13 protein-coding genes are annotated in these 16,814 nt (G+C 61.2%); 3 read left to right on the top strand and 10 right to left on the bottom strand.

Annotation, left to right across the window (positions count from 1 at the left end):
* Positions 1 to 102 precede the first annotated feature (102 nt).
* Both WCA85_RS34910 and WCA85_RS34915 read left to right on the top strand, forming a co-directional pair.
* Positions 103 to 1,521, top strand: a complete 1,419-nt coding sequence (locus WCA85_RS34910; protein ID WP_424070288.1) for a hypothetical protein — start codon at positions 103 to 105, stop codon at positions 1,519 to 1,521.
* Positions 1,518 to 2,708, top strand: a complete 1,191-nt coding sequence (locus tag WCA85_RS34915) for a glycosyltransferase (protein WP_424070290.1) — start codon at positions 1,518 to 1,520, stop codon at positions 2,706 to 2,708. Before WCA85_RS34910 ends, WCA85_RS34915 begins: the two co-directional genes overlap by 4 nt.
* A gap of 73 nt (positions 2,709 to 2,781) precedes the next feature.
* On the opposite strand, the gene WCA85_RS34920 is transcribed toward WCA85_RS34915, so the two are convergent.
* Both WCA85_RS34920 and WCA85_RS34925 read right to left on the bottom strand, forming a co-directional pair.
* Positions 2,782 to 4,530 (bottom strand): FAD-dependent oxidoreductase, encoded by a 1,749-nt coding sequence (locus WCA85_RS34920; protein WP_424070292.1) that lies wholly within the window; start codon positions 4,528 to 4,530, stop codon positions 2,782 to 2,784.
* A 46-nt stretch (positions 4,531 to 4,576) separates the two neighbouring features.
* Entirely contained in the window at positions 4,577 to 5,206 is a 630-nt protein-coding gene (locus WCA85_RS34925) for a putative colanic acid biosynthesis acetyltransferase (protein ID WP_424070294.1), read from the bottom strand.
* A 271-nt stretch (positions 5,207 to 5,477) separates the two neighbouring features.
* On the opposite strand from WCA85_RS34925, the gene WCA85_RS34930 reads away from it, so the two are divergent.
* Positions 5,478 to 5,942, top strand: a complete 465-nt coding sequence (locus tag WCA85_RS34930; protein ID WP_424070296.1) for a hypothetical protein — start codon at positions 5,478 to 5,480, stop codon at positions 5,940 to 5,942.
* 45 nt (positions 5,943 to 5,987) lie between these two features.
* Here WCA85_RS34930 and WCA85_RS34935 read toward each other — a convergent pair whose 3' ends face one another.
* The 8 genes from WCA85_RS34935 to WCA85_RS34970 form a co-directional block, all read right to left on the bottom strand.
* Complete coding sequence (locus tag WCA85_RS34935) at positions 5,988 to 7,319, bottom strand: glycosyltransferase WbuB (protein WP_424070298.1); 1,332 nt, start codon at positions 7,317 to 7,319, stop codon at positions 5,988 to 5,990.
* A 79-nt stretch (positions 7,320 to 7,398) separates the two neighbouring features.
* Complete coding sequence (locus WCA85_RS34940; RefSeq protein ID WP_424070300.1) at positions 7,399 to 8,544, bottom strand: glycosyltransferase family 4 protein; 1,146 nt, start codon at positions 8,542 to 8,544, stop codon at positions 7,399 to 7,401.
* Position 8,545: 1 nt separating this feature from the next.
* Entirely contained in the window at positions 8,546 to 9,502 is a 957-nt protein-coding gene (locus tag WCA85_RS34945) for a GDP-L-fucose synthase family protein (protein ID WP_424070302.1), read from the bottom strand.
* A gap of 5 nt (positions 9,503 to 9,507) precedes the next feature.
* Entirely contained in the window at positions 9,508 to 10,626 is a 1,119-nt protein-coding gene (gmd, locus tag WCA85_RS34950) for a GDP-mannose 4,6-dehydratase (protein WP_424070304.1), read from the bottom strand.
* A 102-nt stretch (positions 10,627 to 10,728) separates the two neighbouring features.
* Entirely contained in the window at positions 10,729 to 12,960 is a 2,232-nt protein-coding gene (locus WCA85_RS34955) for a polysaccharide biosynthesis tyrosine autokinase (protein WP_424070306.1), read from the bottom strand.
* Positions 12,961 to 13,038: 78 nt separating this feature from the next.
* Positions 13,039 to 14,211, bottom strand: a complete 1,173-nt coding sequence (locus tag WCA85_RS34960) for a polysaccharide biosynthesis/export family protein (RefSeq protein WP_424070307.1) — start codon at positions 14,209 to 14,211, stop codon at positions 13,039 to 13,041.
* Positions 14,212 to 14,230: 19 nt separating this feature from the next.
* Positions 14,231 to 15,619: an undecaprenyl-phosphate glucose phosphotransferase gene (locus WCA85_RS34965; protein ID WP_424070309.1), complete on the bottom strand. Its 1,389-nt coding sequence runs from the start codon at positions 15,617 to 15,619 to the stop codon at positions 14,231 to 14,233.
* Between the two features lie 48 nt (positions 15,620 to 15,667).
* Positions 15,668 to 16,814 (bottom strand): mannose-1-phosphate guanylyltransferase/mannose-6-phosphate isomerase (locus tag WCA85_RS34970; RefSeq protein ID WP_424070311.1); only part of this gene is annotated, 1,147 nt, incomplete at its 5' end.

The following is a 16,814-nucleotide window of genomic DNA, read 5'->3' on the forward strand; positions in this document are numbered from 1 at the left end:
AATCGGGGGCCATGGGATTGACCATGCGACACCCCGCCATCGCACTGCCAGCTCCCTACGAGCCCGCACGGTTGCGCCCTTTTCGCCAAGGAGAAGCCGGCCGTGCGCAACAAGTTTACCGTCATCTGGATCTGGCTGTTCCTCGTGCCGTTGGCTCTTGATTTCAAGGGCTCAGAGGACGCCTCCAGCCATCTCACGCAAATTCTGCTGGTAGCGCCATGCGTTGGCGCCGGCTGCCTGCTCCTCCTGATCGCCCCCCGCTTCGAACACCGCTCGCATATGCGCAAGCTTGTCACGTTCGGCATGTTTGCCACCATTGTTGGCAGTGCTTTCACGCAGGCATTGCAAGGTAACGATTTCGGCAATTACCTGCGCGTACTGCTGCCGTTCTTGCTGTTTTTCCTCGGCTACTTCGTCGCCTGTCATCCATGGAGCGATGTACGGCTCGCGCAAATCGAAAAGGCGCTGTTCTGGGCCATGGTGATATCGCTCGCGTTCAGCTTCGCATATGGCGTTGCAACCGGCGGCGGCCTCGACAAGGTGCGCTTTCGCATCGTCTCCGTCACGTTTCTCGGCTTGCAGGCTATTCTGCTGCACGAATTCGTGGTGGCGCGGCGTCACCCTCGCTTCGCGCTGGCGCTCTTTATCGCCACACTCGTGATCGAACTGCTCAGCGTGACACGCTCGCTACTACTTGGCACTGCGTTGCTGTTCGTCCTCGCGACGTGGCTCAGCGCGCCGTCGTTGCGGCATCTGTTGCGCGCAGCTACGCGTGCGATCGTGATGGGCATGCTCGTCGCCGTCACCGTGGCGGGTGTTGCGGCATTGATGCCAAGCGTGTCGGCCCACTGGGTGCAGCGGATCTTTGCCTCGAAGGAAACTGAAGCCGGCGTCGATCCCACCACCATCACGCGCCTCGCCGAAATCAAGAACCAGTACGATCAGGTCACCTCCTCCACCGTTTCGTTGCTGGCCGGTGAGGGGTATGGCCACGCTTATCGCTATTCGCCGAGTTACCTGCCCGACCTGCTAGGCCAGATGAGCGCGAAGGACTTCTTCTCCATACATGAATGGGTAGCCGGCCATAATTTCTGGGTCTATCAACTGTTTGCAGGTGGGCTGCTGTTCGGTATCGGCATGCCGCTCGCCATCGTGTATGCCCTCTATAAAGCATCGCTCGCACATCGTGAATGGCGGCGGCGGATGCCGAACCTGTTATATCTGCCCGTGCTGGGCCGTGCAATCCTGCTGCTCGCTGCGCTACCCGCTACCTCAATTGGCGGCAACCCGCTTGGCCCGCGTTTTTCCGGGCTCATATTCGGCGTTGCGCTAGGACTGGTGGTAGCCACCTACGCACGCATCGCGCAGACCCTGCGCGTCAGGGCCGCGCGCCACGTTCGGCGTCCTCGCAGCGCGCCCGTCATGTCACCCGCGCCACCGTCGTGGCCCGCGGGCAACCTCGACGGTCACTCCGGCGTTGCGCAGTTGCCGCATGGCCTGCATGGCGAGGCGCGGTCATGAAACTTCTGCATCTGCTCTCCACCCTGGATCCGCGTGCAGGGGGGCCCACCGAAGGCGTGCGGCAAAGCGGTATCAACATGACGGCACTTGGCCATCTGGTCGAAGTCGCGTGCATCGACGATCCTGCCGCCGCGTGGCTCAGCGAGTTTCCGCTGCAGGTGCATGCCTTGGGACCAGGCAAAGGCTTTTACGGTTACACACCCAGACTCATACCGTGGCTCGCCACGCATGCGCAGTCGTACGACGCGGTGATCGTCAACGGTCTGTGGCAATACCATAGCTACGCCACCTGGAAAGCACTGCGCCGTCTCGACGTGCCCTACTATGTGTTTCCGCATGGCATGCTCGATCCCTGGTTCAAGCATATCTACCCGCTCAAGCATCTCAAGAAGTGTCTGTATTGGCCGTGGGCAGAATATCGCGTGCTACGCGACGCCACGCGCGTCGTGTTCACCACCCAAGAAGAATGCCGGCTGGCGCGACAGTCGTTCAGACTGTACCGCGCACACGAAGAGGTCGTCGCGTTCGGGACGAGTCGTCCTCCTGTCAATGCGATGGCGTTGCGCGAAGCGTTCTATCAAGCGCACCCGGCGTTACGCGGCAAGCGCCTGCTGCTGTTTCTGGGTCGCATTCACCCGAAGAAGGGTTGCGATCTTTTATTGAAAGCATTCGCTGCCGTGCATCGGCGCGACGCGTCGACTCACGTCCTGATGGCGGGACCCGACACCAGTGGCTGGCTGCCCGCATTAAAGACACTTGCAAACGGGCTGGGCGTAGCCGAACACGTTACGTGGACCGGCATGCTGCAAGGCGACGCAAAGTGGGGAGCATTTCACGCCAGCGATGCGTTCGTCTTACCGTCGCACCAGGAGAATTTCGGCATTGCGGTGGCCGAGGCACTCGCCTGCGGGTTGCCGGCGCTGATCTCCGACAAGGTGAATATCTGGCGCGAGGTCGCCGCGGACGGCGCCGGTTTCGTCGCGCCCGATACGATGGAAGGCACGCTCGATAGTCTGACACGCTGGTTGCAACTCGACCCGCTAGCGGCTGCAGCGATGCGTGAGCAGGCTTCGCAGTGTTTCGAGCGTCACTTTACGGTCGACGCGATGTCGGCTGATCTGCTGCGGGTCGTGCAGCAAGGCCGCCTCGACCATGCTGCACGGCAACGCTCATTAGCGATGGGATAGGGTTCGCTGAGCGCGTCTCGCGCGGTGCGGCACAGCAGCGTCGCACTGCGCCACCAAGGCGGCGCTGCTGCCCTCACTTCTTGACCAGAAACAGCAGGTCCTCACGCACCGGCCGCACCTCCGCTGCGAACGGCAATTTCTCTCCGACGGGCTCGCCTGCGGCGGGCAGCGCATGAGTCAGCGTCGCCACATCAGCCAGCGACGTTGCGTTGCCTGCATGCAGCGTATGCGCGATATGTTCGGCGAGACGCAGCGTTAGCGCGGTGATCGTGATGGTCGGGAAATTGGCCCCCACCGTCGGAAACACTGAACTGCCGGCAACGTACAGGTTCGACATGCCATGTACCTTGCAATCTCGATCCACCACACCGCACTTCGCAGAATCGTGCATGCGCGTCGTGCCCATGTGATGCCACGTCCCTTCCAGTTCCGCGGGCCATGCCCGGCCTTCGAGCGGCGCATCGAGCGTTACCTTCGCGACACCCGCGTTCTCCATCTCCTGGGCGAGTAACGTGTTGGTGCGATCGAAGGTACGCTTCACCAGTTCCGTCAACTGCCAGTCCACCTTCACTCGATTCATACCGAGCCGGTCGCGTTGCGTCGACAAGGTCACACGGCTGTTTCGATTCGGTTCCGCTTCGACGATGGTCTGGAATTTCACGTCAGTAATCAACGCACGCGGCTGGAACAGGCGCGCCGCACCAAACGAGCCGGCTTCCAGCGGATGCAATGCCATCGTCATCAGGTCGCGGCTCAAGCTCCAGCCTGGTTGGTCTTTTTTCAGCACCGCCTGCTTGCAACGGATCAACGCTTCGGCACCCGCCGTGTTCTCGCCGTAGAACATCGAATAGAACCACACGCGTGCATTGAGCAGTTTCTCGCGTTCGAGCACCTGTTGGGTCAGCGCAAACTGCGACGAGATATGCTGACCGTGCGCCTTCACCGCATCGTTCTGGTAGTGATATTTGATGTCGTAGAGCTTGTTGCGCGCCCATGCCTTGCTAAAGCGGATGCTGCCCGACATGACCCGCGGATGGTCCATGAAGTAGCGCCCCACGAGATCATGCCCGTTACCGAGGCCTGATGGCTGTACACGGTTGGCGGCCAGCAGGAGCCGCGCATTTTCGATGCCGCCTGTGGCCAGCACAAACACTTTGGCGGCCACGGCGAAGCGCTGTCCGCTTAACGTACCCACCTGGATGCGCGTTACCTCTTGTGCCTGCGGATCGGTTTCAATGTCGAGCGCGTTGGCGTGGAGCAGCACGCGCACATGGCGCGATTTGATCAATTCGTTGCGATATTGTTTGCCGAAACGAACCGGCGGGCTGAATTGCGAAATGGTGTCGCGCACATTGCCGCTTGGCAGCGGATGACGGCGCACGTCAGCGCGATTGATGGCCGCTTCCCAGTGTGCCGGATCGAATTCCTGCGGGCCGAGTTGCAGCAGGGTATGTGTGCGCGCGTAATAGGGCTGGAGTTCCTCGAGGCCGAACGGCCAGCCACTGTCCTGCACCCAGTCACGTTTCTCGAAGTCCCACGGGTCGAGCGGGCGGCACCAGCCACCCCAGCAATTGCTGCTGCCGCCCAGGAAGCGGCTGCGACTGCCATCGGCGAAGGTGTAGGGAATGCCGACGTTTTCGCCGCGATACAGATCACGGGTATCGTCATCGGGCTTGTACCCGCCGCTTTCGAGCACACAGGTATCAATGCCCAGCTTGTCCATTTCGAGGGCGAACGTAATGCCGGCCACGCCTGCCCCGATAATGCAGACGGTCGCTTCGAGGACCGATCGATTTTCAACACTCCGGCTGTCGATAAACATCCCCGCTCCCCTGATTCTTGTGCAGCCGCCGTCGCACTAGCGTGCGTTACTGCGCACGTGCCTGAGGAAACCGCTTCTTGATGAACTGCGCCGGATTGCCACCGTAGATACCCTCGGCCTCCAGCGAGCGATGCACGACCGACAGCGGCGTCACCAGCGCCGAACGTCCGATCGTCACCCCCATCTGCACCACACACTTCGACGCAATCCAGACACCGTCTTCAATCACGATGGGCTCGACGTGCAGGTCCATCGTGGTGGCGTAATCGTGCGACCCGGTCGTGAGAAAAGCGCCCTGCGAAATGCACACATTCGCGCCGATCCTGATTGGGGCCTGGTTGTAGATCCATGCGTCGACACCAAACCACGAGTTCGCACCCACTTCGAGATTCCACGGCGCCTTCACGCGCAGCGGATGCACAAAGCGGCAGTTCGGACCAATCTTCGCGCCGAACAGACGCAGTAGCGCGACACGCAGCGCCGACACCGGCACCAGCTTGTTATTGATCACGCAAGCCTCGACGATGAACCACATGACCTCAGTCAGGCGCCCCGCGCGCCGCACATAATTTCCCTTGCCGGCCTGGCTCAGATCGATCACACGTGGCACGGGTGCGGCCGCGGCTCGCACGTCCGGATCCCACTCTACCGAGGCATTGAGTTCATCGCGTTTCATCTGAATTTCCGCTCCACTTGCATCCAGTTCGCCTCACCGGAAAACCACGGTACAAGCCCCCTGTTACGCACTTTCAGCATTCGGGATCATGCAATAAATTGTGCACAGTCCGCGTCCGGTTTCGATATTGCAGCCCGCGATTGGCTTGATGTGCACAGGCTTTGTCGGCTTTCGACTGACCTCTCGTTCAAGCTGTGGGACAGTTACCACTACCATTAACCTAAAGGGGCACGCCTGCCCGTTGGCGTGTCGAATCGCACTGGAATTAATCATGAACGCTCTTGACTCCCGCGTCCTGCTCATCGTTCTGCTCGCGCTGGGTGGCAGCGTCGCGCACGCGCAAATGATCGATACCTACGGCGATGCCCCCGCTGCGGAAGCGGCCGGCGCAGCCGACGCTGCGAATCGCGCAGCCAACGGCGCCGGTATGAAGGCAGGTGCGGACGACATGCAACTCATGGGCGGCCCCGCCGCCTACGGCGATGTGTATCAGGCGCAGACCAACCCCGGTGGCCCCCAGCAAAGACTTCCCGCCGCCGGAAACGGACAAGGTGCGACCTCATTCGAACACATGCTCAACAATCCAGGCGCCCCGCAGCAGGCGGGAAATGCAAACCTTAAAGCAGCCGCGCCGGCCAATGCGGCCAATGGCGCGGGTAACGCAGCCCTGCAACTCTACGGCGATGGAACCGCAAACGGCGCCCCGCGTCACGAGATCTACAAGTCGCCCTGGTAGGCCCTCATAGCCTTTCGCAGACGCGACGCGAGCCGCACCGCACTCTCAATCCACCTGCGTCGATTCCAGCGGCGCCTTGGCATGCTTGTCGCACGATACCGCGTTCAGCACGGCAGGCATGTTCTCGCCACGCGTGGCGACTGGCCCGTTTCCACACAGGTGCGCCAGCTGCACACTTAACGCCTCGAACACTTTCGCACTCGACAAGCTCCGTTCGGCGTATTCGCGTCCCGCTGCACCCAACACCGCACGACGTCGTGGATCTGCAGCAAGGGACTCGATTGCCTGAACCAGTGCGCCGATGTTTTCTGGTGGCACGACGACGCCGCGCGGCGCCACCACGTCGTAGAGTTCCGTGCCTGGACACGCCATCGCGACAATGGCGCGGCCACTCGCGAGCATGCCGCCAAGCTTGGACGGCATCACAAGATCGGCGGCGCCGCCGCGCTGCGGCAACACGTGGATGTCAGCGAGGTTGAGCAACTGATTCAACTGATGCAACGGTTGCAGGGGAATAAAGCGGCAATTGGGTGAACCCGCACAGCGTGCTTCAAGCTGTTCACGCATGGGCCCGTTGCCACAGAACACAAAACTGATATCAGTACGACGTACCAACTCGACAGCGGCCGCCACGACGATCTCAAGCCCTTGTTTGGAACCCATGTTGCCGGCATACAGCACGACCGTTTGTGCGACCGGGCTGCCTTCCAGGGCAAGGAGCCGGCGGTAATGGTTGGCGTGCACGAGCGGCACGATAGCGTGTGTGTCGACCCAGTTAGGCAAACAGAACGTCTTGAGCGGATCGACACCTTTGGCCACCGCACGCTCGATCATTTTCGACGACAGGCTCGACACGACGTCAAAGCGCTTTAGCAGCATGCGCTCCACTGCCAGCGCGAATCGCCGCGAGCGCTGTCCCTTGATGAGGCCCAGATCGAAAGCGGCATCCACCTCGTAGTCCTGAATGTGCAGCCACGACTTCGCACCGCACAGGCGCGCAACCAGCCATGCGCCAGGCGCACTCATCAGATTCGGCGCGATGCTCATCACCACGTCGGCACGCCATGCGACCAACGCGGCAAGCACCGGCAACGAGCTGACCGCGAAACTGGCGAGATGCAGCATGCGCGACACGCCCGTCGGTTTGGCGGGCACCCACAACGGTACGCGCATCACGCGTACGCCGTCGCGCACCTCCCGGCGATAGCGCAACGCGCTGAAGCCATCCGCAATCTTCCATTGCGGATAGTACGGCGGCCCGCACACGACGTGCACGTCGTGTCCTTCGGCGGCCAGCGCTTCAGCCATCTCTGCGGTGTATTTACCGACACCTGTGAGCTCCGGCGCGTAGTTGAGCCCCACAATTAATATTTTCATACCCCTCCCTCCGATACATCGTGCGGCGCGCGCCAGCGCCACACTTCCATCTATTTGCTTTCACGTCTACTGCATACCGCTAGCGCGTGAGCATCATGGCGCAGCCGCGTGCTATGTTCGAAGCCGCATGCGGCGGATCGAAGCGTCCAATCACCTCCATGCAGGCGCGGGCCGTTTTTGCCGTGTCGGCAAACGCCTCCAATGCGCTCATCAAGGTGCGCTGCAAGGAAGCTGCATCGCCCGAACGGAAGGCGTAGCCGGTCACGCCATCGATCACCAGCTCCGGCACGCAGCCACAGTTATCGCTGACGACTACGGGGCACCCATGACTCAACGCCTCATTGACGACGAGGCCCCACGGCTCACGGAAACTTGGCAGCACCATACATGTCGCGCCGAAATACTCGCGTGACAAGGCCTCATCCTGCAGACTGCCGACGAAGCTCACGGCATGGTCGAGCCCGGCATCGCGCGTGGATTTTTGCAAGGCCTCGCCTTGCGGGCCTGTACCGACAATACGCAGCCGCGCCTGCGGAATTCGCCGCACGATGTCACCGAAGGCATCGAGTAGCGCGTCAACGCCCTTCTCTTCCGACAGCCGACCCACGAACAAAAACACCGGTTCCTGGCCGCTACGCGCGCGCACCCGCTCATCAAGCGCGCGTTCCGGTACGAACGACAGGGGCAGCGCCGCCGCCTGACAAGGAATGAAAATGCGCTCGCGTTTCGCGCCAAGCGACATCAGATAGTCGCGGCTGCGTTCGCCGAAGCCGAAATAGCCATCGCAGAGGGAGAAAAACATCCGCTTAGGGATAGACGTCAGCAGACGGCGAGGATTGTCGCGTCCCGTCGAATCGCAAAACACCGCCCGGCGCTTGCCCGTCAGAATGCACGCCACCAGCATGGCCCAATACTCCGGCCGGTGGTAACCAGGCAGCACCACAAGGTCCGCTCGGGTACGCAAGACTTCCATCGTGAGGCGATACGTCATGCGCCACGTCGGGACGTCCTCGTAGCAGCCGTCAAACAGTTTGCGCATCGGATAACGGTGGTACGCATAATCCACATCGGAAAAGCCGAGCCTGAAGTGTTCGGTCTCGGAGATCTGTACGATCGAGTATTTGATCGGGCTCGCCGCCGAGATGCTGTGCAGCGCCGAAAACACTACGCCTTTATGGCGCGACCACACTACGTTGTGGAAGATCATCACAGATGCGCTTGCCATGTCAGACCGTCCCTTCGGAGAGCGTCGTCGCGTCGAAATGCGCGACGAAATCCCGATACGTCGCTTCGATACCCTCCTGCAAGCCGATCCGTGCACGCCAACCGAGACGCGTCAGGCGCGATACATCCAGCAGCTTGCGCGGCGTGCCGTCCGGCCGCGACGGATCGAACTCGATCTGACCATCGAAACCCACCGCCTGCGCGACCCGCTGCGCGATCTCGCGAATGGTCAGATCCTCGCCCACGCCCACATTAAGCAGGCCATCGGCGACCTCCCGTTCCAGCACAAACGCGGTCGCGGCGGCCAGATCGTCGACATGCAGGAACTCGCGCCGTGGCGTGCCGGTACCCCACACCGTCAACACGCTATCGCCGTGCAGCTTCGCTTCATGTGCCTTGCGAATCAGCGCCGGCAGCACGTGACTGGTGCGCAGGTCATAGTTGTCGTTGGGACCGTAAAGGTTGGTTGGCATCAGCGCGATGAACTTCGTACCGTATTGCCGGTTATAGGCTTCGCACAACTTGAGCCCAGCAATCTTGGCGATCGCGTAGGGCTCATTGGTCGCTTCAAGCGCAGAACTTAACAGATATGCTTCCTTGATCGGCTGGGCACAGGCCTTGGGATAGATACACGACGATCCGAAGAAGACGAGACGCGTCACGCCTGCCTGATACGCGGCGTGAATCACGTTGGTTTCAATCGCGAGATTCTGGTAAATGAAGTCTGCCGGCTGGGAGGCATTGGCGAGAATCCCGCCCACCCGCGCCGCGGCGAGCAGGACCACATCCACGCGCTGGCTGGAGAAAAAGCGCTGCACCGCTGCCTGATCGAGCAGGTCCAGTTCCGCGTGGGTTCGGGTCAGAATCTCGGTGTAGCCGTCGGCCTGCAGACGGCGCACGAGGGCCGAGCCCACCATGCCCCGATGCCCAGCGACGAAGATGCGCGTGCCTTTATCCATGGCCGTTACTCGTGGTGTTCGAGCGCCGTGAAACCGGCAAGCGTCACCAGCGCATCGCGGCGCGCGATCTGGTAATCGGCGCGCACCATTTCTTTCACCAGTGCGTGGAATGGCGTCGACGGTTTCCAGCCAAGCCGCGCGTGCGCTTTGGACGGGTCACCCAACAGCGTCTCCACTTCCGTAGGCCGGAAGTAACGCGGATCCACGCGCACGATCACCTTACCCGGCGAGAGCCGGGTCTCCTTGCCCTCGACCTTCTCGACCACGCCGACCTCGTCCACGCCCTCGCCTTCGAAACGCACTGTCACGCCCAATTCAGCGGCTGCCGCCTGCACGAACTCGCGTACGCTGTACTGCGCGCCGGTGGCGATCACGAAGTCCTCGGGGCTTTCCTGCTGCAGCATCAACCACTGCATCTCCACGTAGTCACGCGCGTGGCCCCAATCGCGCAGCGCGGACAGATTGCCGAGATACATATCGTCTTGCAGGCCCACCGCAATGCGGCCAATCGCGCGAGTGATCTTGCGCGTGACGAAAGTCTCGCCCCGCACCGGCGATTCGTGATTGAACAGGATGCCATTGCACGCATACATGCCGTAGGCTTCGCGGTAGTTCACGGTGATCCAATAAGCGTAGAGCTTGGCTACCGCATAGGGGCTGCGCGGATAGAACGGCGTCGTTTCCTTTTGCGGCACTTCCTGCACCAGCCCGTAGAGTTCGGAAGTGGACGCCTGATAGAAGCGGGTCTTCTTTTCCAACCCGAGAATGCGCATGGCCTCAAGAATACGAAGCGTACCGAGACCATCTGCATTAGCGGTGTATTCCGGCTCTTCGAACGACACGGCAACATGGCTTTGCGCAGCCAGGTTGTAGATCTCGTCCGGCTGCACGCGCTGGATGATACGCACGATACTGGACGAGTCAGTCAGGTCGCCGTAGTGCAGGAAGAAATGCCGGTCCGCGACGTGGGGATCGCAACACAGGTGATCGATACGATCGGTGTTGAAGAGTGACGTACGCCGTTTTATGCCATGCACGTCGTAGCCTTTGGACAGCAGCAGGTCAGCCAGGTAAGAGCCGTCTTGCCCTGTCACGCCAGTAATCAAAGCGACCTTTCGATCCATTGTGTTCCCCTCTCCAGACGTTCGACTGCAATACCGCGCGCCGGGTGCGTCGTCCGACACGCAAAAGAAGCAAGCAACGTTGCTGCGGTGTAATGGCCGCCGTCAATCTGCGCGGCTCTCGTATCCGTAGTAGCCGGTATAGCCGCCCAGATTGAGCTTGGGTGGGGGCACGTCGGTAAGCAACACGCCATGCAGATTCACACCTGCGTTGATCAGGCGCTTGAGCGCTTCGGAGATTTCCATCGCCGGATGTCGTCCGTGCCGCACCACCATCAGCGTCGTACCCGCGTGCTTGCCGATCAGCGCGGCGTCGGTCACGGCCAGCACCGGCGGCGTATCGACAATCACGAGGTCATATGAGCGCGAGAAGTGTTCGAGCAAAGTGCGGAAGCGGTCACTCATCAGCAGTTCGGAGGGGTTACCCGGCAGGCCACCCTTGGTGAGCACGTCGAGCCCGGGCAGCACGTCGCGCAGTACGCACTCCTGCGGATCCGCGCCGTTCAGCACATCGGAGAGGCCCGGCGTGTGCGGCAAACCGAAATGCTTGTGGATGTCGCCGCGCCGCATGTCACCGTCGATTAGCAGCACCCGCTTGTGCGCCGAGGCCACCAGTGCCGACAAGTTGACCGACATGAAGGACTTGCCCGCATCGGGCCGCGAGCCGGTCAGCATGACGACGTTGTTGCGAGCCGATACCAGTGCGTATTGAAGCGTCGTGCGCAAGCTGCGCACGCCTTCAACGGCCACATCGTCCGGCGCCTGCGCGGCCAGCACATGAACTCCCGCCCGGCGCAAGCCGACATTGCGTTGCACACGGTTCTGCAAGGTGCTGCGCGGCACCACCGCGCACACGGGCACGCCCAGCAGGCCCTCGATTTCCGTCGTATTCTGCACGCCGCCGTACAGGGTCTTGCGCGTGAATGCCGCCAGAATGCCGAGGATCAGGCCGAGACCGCCGCTAATCAGGATCAGCAGTGCGCGCTGCGGGCGCACAGGGTCATCAGCAGGCTCTGCGTAGTCGACCACCCGCACACTGCCAACCTGCCCAGCCTTGATGATGCGCAACTGCTGGGCACTATTGAGCAGGTTCGTATACAGCTCAGTATCGACGCGTACGTCACGCAACAGGCGCAACGCGGTTTGCTCGGTATCCGGTAGCGTCGACACGTTGTGCGTTAGCGAACCCTGCACGCTTTGCAACTGGGCAATCTGAGCATCGAGTGCGGCGACCGCAGGGTGCGCGGCAGTAAACCGCGTGGCGAGTTCCGCTCTCTGCTGTTGCAGATCCACGAGCTTGGTCTTGTTCTCCACGATCTGTTGCAGCAAGAGCCGGCTTTCCTCACTCAGATCCACCGTGCCCTGCTTGTTACGGAAAGTGTTGTAACGCTGCTCAGCCTGATCCAGTTCGCTGCGCAGTTGCGGCAACTGTTGATCGAGAAACGCCAACGTGTGTTCCGCCTCAGCCGACTTGCGATCGATATCCTGCTGCACATATTGCCGCGCGATCCCGTTGACGATCGCCGCAGTCAACTCGGGGTTGGCCCCTTCCAGCGTCACCGCGATAATCCCCGACTGCACGCTCGTCTCGACAACGTTGAGATCCTTTTGCAGCTTGTTGACCGTATCGAGCGTCGACCAGCGCGTCAGATCGTACTTCGTGCCGGGGCGTCCCACCAGTTGATCGACCTGCAAGCGCACCGGGCCACGCGGGGTGCTGCCTACTGCAAGCTGTCCGGCGCGTGCCCGCAGCACTTCCGCGCCAGTCTGATCGGTGAGCACATACTCGTCATCCTGCGTCACGGTTAGCGCGAAGGGCTTGCCGTAGAGTTCTTTCGGCGTATCGAACAGCGTCACGTTGATCTGTTCGCCGCCCCACCCGTACTCCGGCAGGCCGAACAGCGGTGTGGCAAGGCCATCGCTGCCGCGCCAGCGCGCAAGCAGGTTGCCGATCAGCGGAAAATGGCGCGGTGTTGCTGCGATATCCAGGTGAAGCTTGTTCACCGTCTCGTCGATGACAAGGCGCGAACGGATCAGTTCGATCTGCGCCGACGTAACCGCTTTCGTATCGAAGATCGACGCCATGGTTTGCAACGCGTCCTTGTTGCCATTCCCGTTGCCGTTACCATCGTTGGCGGTGTCCTCCACCTGGATCATCGCGTCGGCGCGGTACACCGGCGTTTGCACGAACGCCACCGTGGTGCCGATCACCAATGCCAGCAACGTCACCAGCAGAATCATCCGCCAGTGTTGCGAAATGACGGACAGGTAGTCCGAAAGCCGCAACTCATCACTGCTCTGGACATCGACATAGCGGTTTTCAAAGTTGGTAGCCATAGTGTCATCAATCCCGCACAACAATTGTGTTGACCTGTCGCGCCGGGTCCGTGACTGCGCCACGGACCCGGCTGCGGCTTACTTCGTGACAACCGCCGCGGTCAGCCCTGCATTGACCAACGGCAACAACAGATTCAGCACACGGCTGAAGCGCACGAGGCCGCCGGCATCGAGATACACGATGTCCTTCGGCTCGAGTTCGAACTGGTTGGCAAGCAGCATCGACACCGGCGAGGTGGCGTCGAGGTGATACACCTGCGGCTTGAGGCCAGGGCCGCCGCGAATCACGTACAGCTCCTTCGCGTCAGCCGTGCCGTTGTTGATACTGCCGGCCTGCGAAATCGCGTCGGCGAGCGACAGCTTGCCATTTCGCATCGGCAGCACGGTGCCCGGCTTGTTGACTTCGCCCATCAGATACACGCCGTAGTCTTCACGCGCCTCGATGCGCAGAATGTCGCCGTTTTTCAACACGATCTTCGACGGGTTCTGGTTGTTGTGCAGCATCTGCGCGACGTTGACGTAATAGGTCTTGTCATTACGCACGATCACGACATGACTCTGGTCGGCGGTCGGGCTAAAGCCGCCCGCGCGGTTGATGGCCTCGGTCAAGGTCATCGGAATGTCGTTGATGGACTGCGAACCGGGCGTGCGCACTTCGCCGTCTATATAGATCTGCGCCGAACGAAACGACGCGACCCGCACAGTGACCTGGGGCTTGACCATCAACTTGCTCAGGTTTGTGTAGATTTTGCGCTGTACCTGCTCAACCGTGTCGCCGGCGACGTGTAGCGTGCCCACATAGGGAAACTGAAGATTGCCGTCATGATCGACGATAAAGCCCAGCGCCGCATCCGACGGACGCGTGGACGCAGTCGGATTGCCCAACGCGGCGTTCAGTTCCGGGTGGTCCCATACGGTAATCTGCAACACGTCGCCAGCGCCGAGCTTGTACGGACCGGCATCGCCGAACAGCGGCGTCAGATCGTTGGCGTCGCCCTGCACGTATGATTGCTGGGCCTGCTGCACGGTGGCCAGCGTGATGTCGGTGATCGGCACCTGCTGGGCGCCGGTTGCCGTGCCATCGTCGGCGTTGCTTACGGGCAGCGTGGGTGGCTGCACCATGCGCTCGCCTGGTACGATCGAGCATGCCGCCAGCATCGCGAAGGTTGTTAAAAGCCCCAGCGTACGCACACGTTGAACGATTGCATGCGTGACGCCATCCTTATTCACTGACTTGGTTATTTGACACATATTAGTCTCCCTCAGTGCGTCAATAAGCGTTGTTATGCATCAGGCCCTTAACGATTGTGGCCGCGATAATGCGCATGTCCAACCCGAAAGACCAGTTGCCGAGGTAATACAGGTCATGCTCCACACGCCGCTCCATCTTTTCGATGCGATCGGTTTCGCCGCGAAAGCCATTGATTTGCGCCCATCCGGTAATGCCAGGCTTGATCCGGTAGCGCTGGATGTAGCCCGCCACCACCTTCTGATAAAGATCATCGTGTTCGAGCGCATGCGGGCGCGGCCCCACCACCGACATATCACCGCGCAACACGTTGAAGAATTGCGGCAGCTCATCCAGACTCGTGCGCCGCAAGAAGGCGCCTACCCGCGTGATGCGGGCGTCGTGACGCGTCGCCTGATGCAGCGAACCGGCTGCCTCGCAGTGCAGGCGCATCGAGCGGAACTTGTAGATCGTGAAGACGCGACCGTCTGCGCCTTTACGTTTCTGTTTGAAGATCACCGGCCCGCGCGACGAGAGTTTGACGGCGATGGCGATCGCCATCAGCAATGGCGCGAGCGAAACCAGCGCTAGCGCGGCAAAGAGGCGATCGAACATTTCTTTTTGCAACTGCGCGGTTTGCGATAAGGGCGATGCGACCAGGTTGATGGCCGGCACGCCGAGCAGATCGATCATGGTGCTGTCGAACATCGCCACACTGCGCAGATCGGGCATGAAACGGATGTTCACCAGATCCTCGCGCAACTCTTTCACGCATTCGTAAATGGTGTGCTCTTCCGAAAGGGGCAACGCAAGCCACAATTCGTGGACGTCCTGGGCGCGCAGGTAGTCGGCGAATGCGGGCAATTCGTTGAAGGCGCGTGCGCCCGCGATGGCATCGCTCAGGGCGGGTTCGTCGTGCGACACATCAAGCACGGCGACCGTGCGAAAGCCCGCCGCCGTGCAACCGTCAATTTTTCGCACCAGCGCAGCAGCATGCGCACCGCGCCCGACAACCGCAACCTTGCGAAGATTCAGCCCGGACTGACGCACACGAGCGAGCACCCGATGCACCACGATCCGCGCGACGATCATCAGCGTGCCAGTCGTGCCGGTCCAGTAGGCCAGCCACAGACGCGAAACAAAGTCGCTGCGATGCAAGGTGTACATCAACACCAGCGCGCAGATCTGCACAGTGATCCAGGCGAGCGACACCTGGCCGATCAGTTCGAGCTTGGAACGGCCCCGCCATGACACGTAGACGCCGAAAGCCGGAAACAGCGCCAGCGCGAACGCCGCAGAGAAGGCCACAAACGCATAATAGATATTGCTCTGCCCGAGTTCATCAAAGCGGACATGAGACGCTATACCCGCGCCGGCAACGATCAACGTGACATCCACGAGGCGCGCGGCCAATGCTGAAGGCTTGATCATTTTTCTCTCCCCACCCGCATCGAAACAGATTCGCCTACTACGCCAAACTTAATTGCAGCGACCGTACGTATCGTCAAAACGGACGATGTCGTCCTCGCCGAGATAAGACCCCGATTGAACCTCGATGATTTCGAGCGGCACCTTGCCCGGGTTCTCCAGCCTGTGCCGCACACCCAGCGGAATGAACGTCGACTCGTTTTCACTCAGCAGAAAATGCTCGTCGCCACGCGTGACCATTGCGGTGCCCCGCACCACGACCCAATGCTCAGCGCGATGGTGATGCAATTGCAGCGAAAGCCGCGAACCCGGATCCACCACGATGCGCTTCACCTGAAAACGTTCGCCGTGATCGATCGAGTCGTAAAAGCCCCACGGGCGGCGCACCTTGCGATGCTCGTCCGCTTCAGGCGAATGCTGTGCCTTGATGCGTGCAACCAGTCCCTTGACGTCCTGCACATGCGAGCGATCCGCCACCAGTACCGCGTCTGCGGTTTCCACCACGACGACGTTGGTGGTGCCCACACACGCGACCAGCCTCCCTTCCGAATGCGCGTACGACGAACTCGCTCCTTCGAACAGCACCCGGCCGCGTCCGACATTGCCGGCCGCATCTTTATCGAGCGCATCCCATACCGCATCCCACGAGCCGAGGTCGGACCAGCCGGCCACCAGCGGGACGACGACACCCTCAAAGGGTGCGCCCTCTGGACCGGCCACGCCAAGCCGCTCCATCACCGCATAGTCGATCGAATCCGCCGGCGTTTTAACAAAGGCTTCGGCCTGCGGCCGGAAAAATGGTCCGTCCGCGTGTCCACCGGCGATCGCTGCAAGACAGGCCTCAGCGATAGCCGGTTGCAGGCGCGTGACAAGTTCGAGCCAGACCGACGCCTGCACGATAAAAATGCCGCTGTTCCACCAGTAAGCGCCCGACGCGACGTATTGCGTCGCCAGTTCGAGCGCGGGTTTTTCGACGAACCGTTCGATACGGAAGGCGCCACAGTCAACTTCATCGCCGAGGCGAATGTAGCCGAAGCCAGTGTCGGGCCGGGTGGGCGGCACGCCTAACGTAGCAATGGCGCCGCGCTGGGCGTGCTCAGCCGCGCGCGCAATCGCTTGCTGAAACGCTGCGGTATCGAGGATCGCGTGGTCGGCCGGCATGACCACCAGAATCGCGTCTTCGCCATCGCGCACGGCG

Source organism: Paraburkholderia sp., assembly GCF_049581445.1.
In the GTDB taxonomy this organism is placed as follows: Bacteria; Pseudomonadota; Gammaproteobacteria; order Burkholderiales; family Burkholderiaceae; genus Paraburkholderia.